Source organism: Shewanella sp. SM23 (assembly GCF_025654295.1).
GTDB lineage: Bacteria > Pseudomonadota > Gammaproteobacteria > Enterobacterales > Shewanellaceae > Shewanella > Shewanella oncorhynchi.
The window spans coordinates 24,484-35,437 of the sequence record NZ_JAKKRM010000027.1; the positions used below are offsets into that span (position 1 = coordinate 24,484).

Genomic DNA, 10,954 nt, shown 5'->3' on the forward strand with positions numbered 1-10,954 from the left:
TCCTAATAGATTCAGCTATGCGGACCGAAAATACAGCCACTCTTAATCTTATTTGGGGCGCCCTTATTCTTGAGGAGTTAGCACGTCTTGGCGTGCAACATGTGTGTATGGCGCCGGGCTCGCGCTCAACACCGTTAACCCTCGCCGCCGCCCAGCAAACTAAACTCCAGCGTCACTTACATTTCGACGAGCGTGGGCTCGGCTTTATGGCCTTAGGTCTAGCCAAAGCCAGCCGCGCACCGGTCGCAATCATTACGACCTCAGGCACAGCAGTCGCCAACTTGTACCCTGCCATTGTGGAGGCGTGGCTGACCCATGTACCTTTAATCGTCTTAAGTGGCGATCGTCCGCCAGAATTACTCGGCTGCGGTGCCAATCAAGCCATAGTCCAACCGGGAATTTTTGCGAATTACGCCACTCAAGTGAATTTGCCAACACCGGATACACATATCGCACCGCAGGCGTTGCTTACCACAGTGGATGAAGCAGTGGCGAATCAAACTCGTCCAGTGCACATCAACTGCATGTACCGTGAGCCCTTGTATCCGAGTGAACTCAGTGGCGCGATTCTCGATGCCGAATCACCCTACCTCAAACCATTGCAAACTTGGCTGCAGCTCGCACGCCCGTATACCCAATACGGTAAGAGCAAACAGGTGAGCAGCCCAAGTGACGATGCCATTATGCGGTTCGTCCACGGTAAAGGGGTGATCGTTGTCGGCACTCTCACGCCTGAACAAGATCCACAGCAACTAATTGCCCTATCGCAAAAAATCGGCTGGCCATTACTTACTGATGCCCAGTCGCAACTGCGTCAGCATCCCGCGGCGATAGGTAATATTGATCAACTGCTGCAACATCCAAGGGCGCGTAATCTATTGCAGGAAGCGGATCGTGTACTCGTATTCGGCGGCCGTTTATTATCAAAACGCTTGATAGGTTATCTCGCCGAGCAAAATTGGCACAGCTATTGGCAGGTTTTACCAGAACAAGACAGGCTTGACCCTAGTCACAATGCTAAACACATTTGGCACGCGAATGCACAGCAGTTTGCGGCCTTAAATTGGTATCGCTCATCCTCTGCAAACTGGGCGAATACTCTAATCACCTATAACGATGAATTGCATAACTTATTTGTGCGCAATATCGACCAAGGGGAATTTGGTGAAGCACAAGTTGTGCGGGCCATCGCCAATACTCGTCCGCTAGAACAGCAGCTTTTTATCGGTAATAGCCTGCCTGTACGCTTGTACGACATGTATGCCCCTGTCAGTTGTTGTACGGCAACCACTTATACTAATCGTGGCGCATCAGGTATTGACGGACTACTCGCCACCGCCTGCGGTATTGCGGCCCATGAAGGCAAACCCACGAGTTTAATCATCGGTGATTTATCACAACTGCACGATCTTAACTCGCTGGTCATCGCTAAAGGCTTAACCAGCCCGCTGGTGATCGTGATCCTCAATAATGATGGCGGTAATATCTTCAACTTATTGCCCGTTCCCAATGAACAAGTCCGTAGCGATTATTATCGACTCAGCCACGGTTTAGAATTTGGCTACGCCGCAGCTATGTTTAATTTGCCCTATAATCAAGTGGATAATTTAGCCGATTTTCAAGATAGCTATAATGAAGCACTGGATTTTCAGGGGGCTTCGATCATTGAAGTCAATGTAAGTCAAACACAAGCCAGCGACCAAATCGCCGAGCTCAACTTGTGGGTGAAACAAAGCTAATGCCAACCATGGCCCGTTACGGCAATTCTTCACTACCGACCTTAGTGTTACTGCATGGCTTTTTAGGCACTAAGACCGACTGGTTACCGTTAATGCCAGCGCTAAGCCAGCACTTTCACTGTATTTGCTTAGATCTGCCGGGCCACGGGGATAACCAAAAGGAGTTGAAGCCAACCGAATTAGATGGATTTAACCAATGTGTTGAAGATGTGTTGGCACACCTGAATGGCCTTCATATTGGTCAATTCCATCTCTATGGTTATTCTCTCGGTGGCCGTATTGCTCTGCACCTTGCCAAAGCCTATCCAGAAAGACTTCTGAGCCTAAACCTCGAATCCTGCCATCCTGGACTTACAGACCCGCAAGAAAAACTTGCCAGAATCAAAAATGATACTCAGTGGGCCGAGCGTTTACAGCATCTGAATAGCAAAGACTTTTTAAGCTTGTGGTATCAGCAGCCCGTATTTGCCGATATGACGGCTACCAAACGAAAAACCTTAATCGAGCATCGTTCTGCAGCATTAGATCTGCATCCGAAACAGCGGCTGAAAGAGGTATTCATAGCCACCTCACTCGCACACCAAGCATCGATGTGGGATGTACCTTTGCAGCTTACCTGTGAGTGCCATTTCTTTGCGGGCAACCAAGATGCTAAGTTCCACGCCCTCGCCCAAGAGTGGCAATTACACGCGCCCATCCTCGTCCATAGTATTCACGGCGCCGGCCACAACATACACCAAGCCGCTCCCGAGGCATTAACCTCAAAAATAGTGAAGTTGCTAGGGTAATGACAGAATTAAAATGTAGGAAATATATGATATTAACTTCGCTTAACCTGTATCAATATCGACTACCGCTCGACGTATTATTGCCCGTCGGTAAGCAACGTATCGATCACAGAGCGGGATTAGTACTACAAGCCAGTGTAAGTGCTAGCGCTAATGCTGGTGGCGAGCATAGACAAGTCGAAGTTGAAATTGCCCCACTATCTGGCATAGATGTCGATGAACAAGCTTTGATGGGGTTCAGCCGTGAAACACTCACTCAAGTGCAAACGGCTTTGACTGGATTATTACCCCAACTCTGCGGTCAGCATATTGATACATTGCTGGAATGCGCCGAGCAAAGTCATTATCCTTCTTTGGCCTTTGGTTTAAGTCTGTTACATGCCAAGTTAATGGGCAAACTCGATGCCATTCGTCCACAAACGGCCACAGTCCCTCTGATTTATCATCCAACGGATGCGAGCAAAGACTTGCTCGATAGCAAAATTGCCGCCCTTGGCAGGAGTGTTCGTTCGGTTAAAGTCAAAGTCGCGCAAACTTCAATCGAAGATGAACTAAGCCTGATTTATGGCATTTTACGTACCCGCCCCGATCTCAAATTGCGTTTGGACGCGAACCGAGGGTTTACACTTGAGCAAGCAATCGAATTTGCCGCTTGCTTACCCCTAGATACCATAGAGTACATTGAGGAACCTTGCCTGAATCCTCATGATAATCATGAATTTTATCAAGCAATTGGTATACCCTACGCCCTCGATGAATCGCTCAACGATCCAGAATACCAGTTTGTAATGCAAAATGGTCTGACTGCGCTTGTCATCAAACCTATGCTGCTCGGCAGTATCGAAAAGCTAGCTAATTTAATCGATACGGCGCAAAGCTATGGCGTACGTTGCATTATCAGTTCGAGTCTAGAGAGCAGTTTAGGCATTAATGCTCTGGCCCATTTAGCCGCGATTCTCACTCCGGATGAAATCCCTGGGCTCGATACCCTCAGCGCCTTTAGCCAAGATTTAGTCGTGTCATCGGGCAAAAAATACTGCCTCACACTCGCGCAACTTGAGCCCATTGCACTGCACGCCATTGATTCAATGCAACAAAATGATGATACAGCTACAAGTGAGGGAAACGAGTTTGTCTAATGCCAGCCTATCAAAACCGCTTGCGCTGTCACCCGTGCACCAAGCTGCGCTTGCGTTTCCACAGCAGACAGCCATCAAGTTGGCGGGGGAAGACATTAGTTACTCAGAGCTTAGCCAGCGCGTTATCGCACTGGCTCAGCAGCTAAGCGCTGCGGGGATCTCAAACGGTGAACCGCTCGCCTGTATTGCTAGCAATAATCTCGAGATCATTTGTCTCTATTGGGCCTGCATCGATATAGGAGTAATCTTTTTTCCTATCTCGCCACGTTTTCCCCTCGCGCAGATCCAAGACTTAATTAATGAACATCAGATCCGCTATGTTTGGAGTAATGAGGTTTGCGAACTACAGAATTGTCATCACTTGCGCTTAAATTTCAATCGCATTAGCAGTGACTTAGCCCTGCCTGTCGACTTTACTCGTCCAGCTAATGTGATTTTAACTTCGGGCTCTAGTGGCTTTCCCAAAGCGGCGGTGCATTGCTTAGCGAATCATATTGCCAATGCCAAAGGTGCCCGCAGCTTAATCCCACTCGAACAAGGTGATGCCTGGCTACTCTCCTTGCCCTTATTCCATATTGGCGGTCTTGCGATATTAAACCGCTGTGCCTTAGTCGGTGTCAGTATTGTCATACCAGATCAAGCGCTAAGTCTTAGTCAGCAAATTGACCAAGATAAGCTGACCCACCTCTCTTTGGTGCCTGCACAACTGAGTAAGTTATTAGCCGATACAAGTAGTAAACTTAAAAGTATCAAAGCCCTATTGCTGGGTGGCGGCGCAGTCTCAATCGACTTACTCCAACAACTTAAGCAACGCAATATCGCCAGTTACACCAGTTACGGCATGACGGAAATGGGCTCGCAGATCACCACAGGTCACGCTTTAAGCGACGGTAGCAGTGGCAAACTACTCCCCAAACGTGAGCTCAAAATCGAAGACGGTGTAATTTTGGTGCGCGGCGAATGCCTGTTTATGGGCTATCTCACCGCGGATGGAATACAAAAGTGCGTTGAACAAGACGGCTGGTTTTACACCAAGGACAAGGGCGAATGGGACGAAAATGGTAATCTGCACATTCTTGGCCGCGTCGATAATATGTTTATCTGCGGCGGCGAAAACATCCAGCCAGAAGAAATCGAAGCCGCGCTTAAACAGCACCCACAAATAGATGATGCTATCGTTTTCGCCATCCCCGATGCACAATTTGGCAGTCTCCCCGCCGCCATCATTCGCGGCAGTTTAACCCACCACCCAGAGTCGATTGCAAGTGAACTCGAATTGTTCCTCGCCGACAAAATCGCCCGCTTCAAACGCCCAAGACAGTATTATGTATGGCCAGAAAATCATGAGCAGGCAGGGCTGAAAGTAAATAGAAAAGCCTTGATAGCTAATCTTGTTAAACACTGATTTATCATCAACGTCATCAAGCCAAATTTCACCCATAAAAAAACCTGCCGCAGCAGGTTTTTTTATGGTTAAGTTACAATCATTTTACACGTGATGTGACTTAGGCTTCCATACAAGCTTTTAGCTTGTTCATGGCATTTTTCTCAAGTTGGCGAATACGTTCGGCCGACACTTGATAAGTCTCTGCAAGTTCTTGCAGTGTGGTTTTATCGTCATCTAACCAACGGGCGCGCAGAATATGCTGGCTACGTTCATCTAAGGTTTTGATGGCCGATAATAAACGACCTTGAGCATTCGATTCCCAGTTGTCGTTTTCAATATTTTCCGCTAAATCCGATGAATGATCTTCCAAATAATGAACAGGGGCAAAATCATGCTCCTCGTCTTGATCATTGGTTAAATCAAATGCCGGATCTTGCGCTGCCATACGTGATTCCATTTCGGTCACATCGGCCTTAGACACACCTAAATTTTCAGCCACCATAGTGACTTCTGCATCGCTGAACCAACCTAAGCGTTTTTTCGCTTTACGGATATTAAAGAACAACTTACGTTGTGCTTTAGTGGTCGCGACTTTAACAATGCGCCAGTTTTTCAGCACATATTCATGAATTTCAGCTTTGATCCAGTGCACAGCAAAAGACACTAGACGCACGCCAACATCGGGATCGAAGCGTTTAACCGCTTTCATCAAGCCTATGTTGCCTTCTTGGATCAGGTCTGCCTGTGGCAAACCATAGCCTGAATAGCCCTTTGCAACGTGCACAACAAAACGTAAGTGCGACATAATCAGTTGCTTCGCAGCTTGTAGATCACCAGTTTCCTGTAAACGCTTGGCTAACTCATACTCAGCCTCAGCGTCCAGCATGCTGATGCTAGTCACTGAATGGATATAAGCTTCTAGACTACTGGCGCCCTGTGGGACTGTCAGTGCCATTGATTGCGTTTGAAAGGTCATTCGCTCTCCTACATTTATCAGACTACTTAACGAGCGCATTCTTAGGTTCAACAACAAAATACCCTAAGAATAAGCTCACGAACTATCGGCTAATTGACAGAGTATGTCAACCTCAGCTCGTTTGCAGATACCCTTTTTACCTCGCTGAAGTAGACATTGCAAGTGAACAAAAGTTCATTACTCAGCATTTTTTTCGTCACTTTTTTTAGTTTAATCGACTGATTATTATGAAGGTTCAATCGACCGTAAATGCTGGCGTACAGACAAATACGAACCTAACCAACCTAAAAATGAGGCAAGTCCAACCAATTGCAGCAGTTCAATAAAAGTGAGTGATTTCATCTCGAGCTGACTGCCATACAAACCTAAAAGTTCGGCAAGGGCAGAATCGAGATACCACACTAATAAGTTGATGATAAGCCAAGCCAATATGCCGCCAATGACTCCGTACCAAATCCCAGTGTAGAGAAATGGGCGCTGGATAAAGGCTTCAGTTGCTCCGACTAGCTTCATCACTTCAATTTCGCTGCGCCGATTCATAATCGCTAAGCGAATCGTATTACCTATCACTAAGACCACGGCCAGCACGAGTAACGCGGCAATCGCCATCACAGTACGTTCGAGTAGACGCACTACCGCCTGTAACCGTTCTAACCATTCGATATCTAAACGGCCAAAGCTAATCTCAGGCTCGCGCTCTAGTTTAGTTAAGAGTTCACGGGCGCCCACTGGTGTTGAGTAACGCGGCGTAGGCGTAACGGTAATGACCGCGGGCAAAGGATTTTTATCTAAATAGGCCAAGGCCTCACCAAACCCAGATAAGCGTTGGAATTCTTCTAGCGCTTGATTTTTATCTATGTATTGCACTTTATCCACTTCGGGATATGTCCGAATGCGCGTCAGCAGGCTCTGAATCGTTTGTTCACTACGATTATCGTCGATAAACAAGGAGATCTCTGCCGCGCTGTTCCAGGAACTGGTAATGGTCTCGGCATTTTTAACTAACACTTGCAATGCTGCAGGCAAACTTAGGCTCACCCCTAAGACAGCCATGGTCATCACAGAGGATGTTGGGTTGCGCCAGAGCTCTCCCATGCTCGCCATTGCTTGCTGCGCATGGCGAATAAAAAACATCACAATCCGACCAGACAGAGGCAGCTTGCTGCGAGTTAATTTTGCGCTATCGCTCATTGCCCTTCACCTCTATTCGTCGGTGCACTGCGAGTGTGCACATTAGGATGCAACTCTTGTGCACCTAACATACGGCCCTGTTTGAGGGTAAAAGTGCGATATTTCATTCGTGCGATAAGACCTAAATCATGGGTGGCGATTAATACGCTGGTTCCCGCATCATTAAAGGTTTCAAACAGACGCAAAATATCCATAGATAATTTAGGATCTAAGTTACCCGTAGGCTCATCGGCGAGCAGTAAAGGCGGTTTATTCACAATAGCACGGGCAATGCCAACACGTTGCTGCTCACCGCCGGACAACATAATCGGGTTATGCCGCTCCTTGCCATATAAACCCACCATGTCGAGGGCACCCGCAACACGCTTACGGATTTCGCCATGGGAGAATCCCTCAATCACCAGTGGTAAAGCCACATTGTCGAACACACTTCGGTCCATCAATAGGTGATGGTTTTGGAAAATCATCCCGATATTGCGGCGTAAATAAGGCACATGTTTAGGGCTGACTTTGGCGATATCGTGACCGTTAATCGCGACGCGCCCCGTTGTTGCCCGCTCGATTACCGTGATTAATTTCAACAGCGTACTTTTACCCGCCCCCGAGTGGCCGGTTAAAAATGCCATTTCACCTTGCTGTAGATGAAAATTCACATCCTCCAGCGCCATTTGGCCGCCAGGATAAATCTTACTGACCTGCTGAAAATCAATCATAAATTAGCTATCCGCTTTTTCTTGAGTGAACAAGGCATCGATAAATTCTTTCGAATTGAAGGTACGCAAATCATCAATTTGCTCACCCACACCTATGTAACGGATCGGAATATTAAACTTATCAGCAATCGCAAATACCACGCCGCCCTTAGCCGTTCCATCTAACTTGCTGATGGTAATACCCGTTACACCTACGGCTTCCTGGAATAATTGTGCTTGGCTAATCGCGTTTTGCCCTGTGCTCGCATCTAATGTCAGCATGACCTCATGTGGCGTATCTGGGTCGAGTTTCTTCATCACTCGCACGACTTTCTTCAATTCTTCCATCAAGTGCGCTTTGTTCTGTAAACGACCAGCAGTGTCGGCAATCAATACATCCACTTTACGCGCCTTGGCCGCTTGCAAAGCATCGAACAACACAGAGGCACTATCGGCACCAGTATGCTGGGCAATCACGGTAATATCATTACGTTGACCCCAAACCTGTAGCTGCTCAACCGCTGCAGCACGGAAGGTATCGCCCGCGGCTAACATCACTGACTTACCTTGGCTCTGATATTGTTTGGCCAATTTACCAATAGTGGTAGTTTTACCCACGCCATTAACGCCAACCATTAAGATAACAAATGGGCCATTAGCATTGTCTGGTACTAACGGGATAGCGACTGGATCCAGTGTTTTTTGCAACTCATCCCGCAGCAATTCATATAAAGCTTCGGCATCTTTAAGCTGCTTACGTGAGGCATGCTCTGTCAAATTCTTGATTAATCGCGTAGTGGTTTCGACACCAACGTCAGCGATTAATAATTGCTCTTCGAGTTCTTCAAACAGATCATCATCGATTTTCTTGCCGCGAAATAGGCCGATAAAACCACTGCCAATATTCTCGCTGGTACGCATTAAGCCACGTTTCAGGCGAGCAAAGAGCCCTTCCTTAACGGGTCTCGCCTGAGGCTCAGGTTGCAATTCAGCAACGGCTATAACAGCTTGCTCAGTTTCAGCTTGTTGCTGAACTAAAGCCTCTGCTTGCTCACGTGCCAGTGCTTCGCCAGCGAGTTGTTCTGCCGTTAAGGCTTCAGCAGCATGCTGTTCGGCGGCCAAACGGGCAAGTTCAGCTTGTTCCGCTGCGAGTAATTCTGCTTCTAGCTGAGCGGCAACTACACGCACCGCCTCTGCTTGAGCTAATTGCTCTGCGGCGGCTTGCTCAACCGCTAACTGCTGTACTGCCAATTGTTCTGCGATGCGTTGTTCTGCTTCTAACTGTGCTTCGGCTAACTTCTCTGCAGCATGCTTTTGTGCACTAAGTTGTTCAGCAGCCAAACGTGTCGCTTCAGCTTGCTGATTAGCAAAATGCAACGATTCGATTCGGGCATGCTCAAGGGCGAATTGCTCGGCTTCGGCTTTTGCATGTGTTTGTTCGGCCGCTAACTGTTCTGCAGCCTGTTTTTCAGCATGAGCTTCGGCCTCGATGACTCCTTGTGCCTCTACTTGTTCCTGCGCTAAACGCTGTGCTGCATCAGTATCTTGTGTTGGAGTAACAACTGGCGTTTCAGCGACGACCTCATCTTGTGACTTATCTTTACGAAACCAAGAGAAAAAACCTTTCTTTGCCATGTGTGATTCCAGCGCTCTACTTCAGTATTGAATTTTGAATAAGACCCTGATGTTATACCAGATTGCCTCGGCAATTACGCCCAAAAAGTCGGCAATTAGCTAAGCTCAGTTAGCCTTCTCACCTTTTAGTGAGACTTTGATATAAAATAGCGGCCTTTATTAAGGTGGCACAGTCTACCACTTTCTTTCTTCAGGCAAAATCACGGGGGCACTTTGGTTAATCATCGAACGGTCAAAAATAATGTGACCAAGGGTCAAACAGCCAAAAATAAACCCGGCAGTGGACAAGTGCGGATCATCGCAGGCCAATGGCGCTCGCGTCGTCTACCTATCCAAGATCTCGAAGGTTTACGCCCAACGACAGACAGGGTTCGCGAAACACTCTTTAACTGGCTGGCGAATGATTTAGTCAATGCACGTGTACTCGACTGTTTTGGCGGTAGCGGCGCTTTAGCTCTCGAAGCCTTGTCCCGCTATGCCAGTTTCGCCAAAATTATCGAGTTGCAACGCGGCGCAGCCCTGCAATTAAAAGAAAATCTGCAAACCCTTAAATGCGATAAGGCCGAAGTGCTCAATGCTGATACGTTAGTGGTACTGCAAAGGGGCTGCGAGCAAGGTTTCGATGTGGTGTTTATCGATCCACCCTTTCGTAAGGGATTGGCAGAAAAGACGATTCAACTGCTCGATACTCAAGGTTGGCTCAATGATGGTGCGCTGATTTATGTCGAAATCGAGTCTGAATTGCCGCAACTTGCTATCCCTTCTCGCTGGCACGCCTTAAAAGAAAAGAATGCAGGGCAAGTGAGCTACCGTTTATATCAATATCACTCAGAAACCACTGTTGAGCTCATCGAAGATGAAAACCATGCCCTTATTAATTAACTTAGGTAAAGCCATCACTCTGATTGCATGGTTGATGATGGCCTACAACTTAGTCATCCCCTTTGAAGGCAATGTGGCGATTACTTTAAATATCCTGTTTGCCATTACCTGCATGATGCATTGCTTCCAAGTCGCGATTTTCCACATGCTGTTTAAGACCTTGCTACCATTAACGCAACAAGATTATCTACAAGTGTTTATCTTCGGAATTTTCAGCCTGTTAGCTTATCGGCAACGAGTGATGACTCAAGCGAATTAACCGAGCACACAGACAGCAAAAAGCCCTCAATAGAGTAATGCCGATCAGTTAAGACAGATCGCTTGACGATCTCGCTGAAAAGATCAAAATCCGATGACCTCATGTCATCGGATTTTTTTATGCAACTCTCAGAAGCACTCGCCCGTACTCATATTACCCGCCTAACCGAATTCACCTGCTTAGCAGATGTGTTAGAACCTGAGTTAATTCAATCTTGCCTAGACTCTCAGGGCGTTGCGACGTTAAGACGGCGTAAATTGCCGATG

Annotated in this window: 11 protein-coding genes; 7 read left to right on the forward strand and 4 right to left on the reverse strand. The window is 47.3% G+C overall.

From position 1 onward, the window contains the following. Window positions 1-17 precede the first annotated feature (17 nt). From menD to menE, 4 genes are read left to right on the forward strand one after another with little or no spacing between them, the layout of a single operon-like run. On the forward strand, window positions 18-1,739 hold the full coding sequence (gene menD, locus L5L98_RS20975; protein WP_263143297.1) for a 2-succinyl-5-enolpyruvyl-6-hydroxy-3-cyclohexene-1-carboxylic-acid synthase: 1,722 nt from the start codon (window positions 18-20) through the stop codon (window positions 1,737-1,739). Then, window positions 1,739-2,527: a 2-succinyl-6-hydroxy-2,4-cyclohexadiene-1-carboxylate synthase gene (menH, locus tag L5L98_RS20980; protein ID WP_263143299.1), complete on the forward strand. Its 789-nt coding sequence runs from the start codon at window positions 1,739-1,741 to the stop codon at window positions 2,525-2,527. The genes menD and menH overlap by 1 nt, the downstream gene beginning before the upstream one ends. Before the next feature lie 26 nt (window positions 2,528-2,553). Continuing rightward, the gene (menC, locus tag L5L98_RS20985) at window positions 2,554-3,666 is read left to right on the forward strand and encodes an o-succinylbenzoate synthase (RefSeq protein ID WP_263143301.1); all 1,113 of its coding nucleotides are present in this window, start codon (window positions 2,554-2,556) and stop codon (window positions 3,664-3,666) included. Then, the gene (gene menE, locus L5L98_RS20990; RefSeq protein WP_394474275.1) at window positions 3,629-5,071 is read left to right on the forward strand and encodes an o-succinylbenzoate--CoA ligase; all 1,443 of its coding nucleotides are present in this window, start codon (window positions 3,629-3,631) and stop codon (window positions 5,069-5,071) included. Before menC ends, menE begins: the two co-directional genes overlap by 38 nt. Before the next feature lie 100 nt (window positions 5,072-5,171). Here the strand turns inward: menE and rpoH are convergent, their stop codons facing one another. The 4 genes from rpoH to ftsY all read right to left on the reverse strand — a co-directional run bounded on the left by rpoH (window position 5,172) and on the right by ftsY (window position 9,547). Beyond that, window positions 5,172-6,029: an RNA polymerase sigma factor RpoH gene (rpoH, locus tag L5L98_RS20995; protein ID WP_006079635.1), complete on the reverse strand. Its 858-nt coding sequence runs from the start codon at window positions 6,027-6,029 to the stop codon at window positions 5,172-5,174. A 225-nt stretch (window positions 6,030-6,254) separates the two neighbouring features. Then, a complete protein-coding gene (gene ftsX, locus L5L98_RS21000) occupies window positions 6,255-7,220 on the reverse strand; it encodes a permease-like cell division protein FtsX (RefSeq protein WP_263143304.1) in 966 nt (321 codons plus the stop codon). Continuing rightward, complete coding sequence (gene ftsE, locus L5L98_RS21005; RefSeq protein WP_105250626.1) at window positions 7,217-7,933, reverse strand: cell division ATP-binding protein FtsE; 717 nt, start codon at window positions 7,931-7,933, stop codon at window positions 7,217-7,219. The genes ftsX and ftsE overlap by 4 nt, the downstream gene beginning before the upstream one ends. A gap of 3 nt (window positions 7,934-7,936) precedes the next feature. Next, on the reverse strand, window positions 7,937-9,547 hold the full coding sequence (ftsY, locus tag L5L98_RS21010) for a signal recognition particle-docking protein FtsY (protein WP_263143307.1): 1,611 nt from the start codon (window positions 9,545-9,547) through the stop codon (window positions 7,937-7,939). Window positions 9,548-9,760: 213 nt separating this feature from the next. On the opposite strand from ftsY, the gene rsmD reads away from it, so the two are divergent. The 3 genes from rsmD to L5L98_RS21025 form a co-directional block, all read left to right on the forward strand. Further along, window positions 9,761-10,429, forward strand: coding sequence for a 16S rRNA (guanine(966)-N(2))-methyltransferase RsmD (gene rsmD / locus L5L98_RS21015; RefSeq protein WP_131524803.1), 669 nt, complete (start codon window positions 9,761-9,763; stop codon window positions 10,427-10,429). Further along, complete coding sequence (locus tag L5L98_RS21020; RefSeq protein ID WP_173248200.1) at window positions 10,404-10,688, forward strand: DUF1145 domain-containing protein; 285 nt, start codon at window positions 10,404-10,406, stop codon at window positions 10,686-10,688. Before rsmD ends, L5L98_RS21020 begins: the two co-directional genes overlap by 26 nt. A gap of 101 nt (window positions 10,689-10,789) precedes the next feature. Continuing rightward, window positions 10,790-10,954 (forward strand): transposase domain-containing protein (locus L5L98_RS21025; protein WP_218738632.1); only part of this gene is annotated, 165 nt, incomplete at its 3' end.

Bases quoted from the DNA above. Each gene is read 5' to 3' on its own strand.
- ftsX (WP_263143304.1), bottom strand. From the start codon at position 7,220: ATGAGCGATAGCGCAAAATTAACTCGCAGCAAGCTGCCTCTGTCTGGT.
- ftsY (WP_263143307.1), bottom strand. From the start codon at position 9,547: ATGGCAAAGAAAGGTTTTTTCTCTTGGTTTCGTAAAGATAAGTCACAA.
- ftsE (WP_105250626.1), bottom strand. From the start codon at position 7,933: ATGATTGATTTTCAGCAGGTCAGTAAGATTTATCCTGGCGGCCAAATG.
- menE (WP_394474275.1), top strand. From the start codon at position 3,629: ATGATACAGCTACAAGTGAGGGAAACGAGTTTGTCTAATGCCAGCCTA.
- menD (WP_263143297.1), top strand. From the start codon at position 18: ATGCGGACCGAAAATACAGCCACTCTTAATCTTATTTGGGGCGCCCTT.
- menC (WP_263143301.1), top strand. From the start codon at position 2,554: ATGATATTAACTTCGCTTAACCTGTATCAATATCGACTACCGCTCGAC.
- menH (WP_263143299.1), top strand. From the start codon at position 1,739: ATGCCAACCATGGCCCGTTACGGCAATTCTTCACTACCGACCTTAGTG.
- rpoH (WP_006079635.1), bottom strand. From the start codon at position 6,029: ATGACCTTTCAAACGCAATCAATGGCACTGACAGTCCCACAGGGCGCC.
- L5L98_RS21020 (WP_173248200.1), top strand. From the start codon at position 10,404: ATGAAAACCATGCCCTTATTAATTAACTTAGGTAAAGCCATCACTCTG.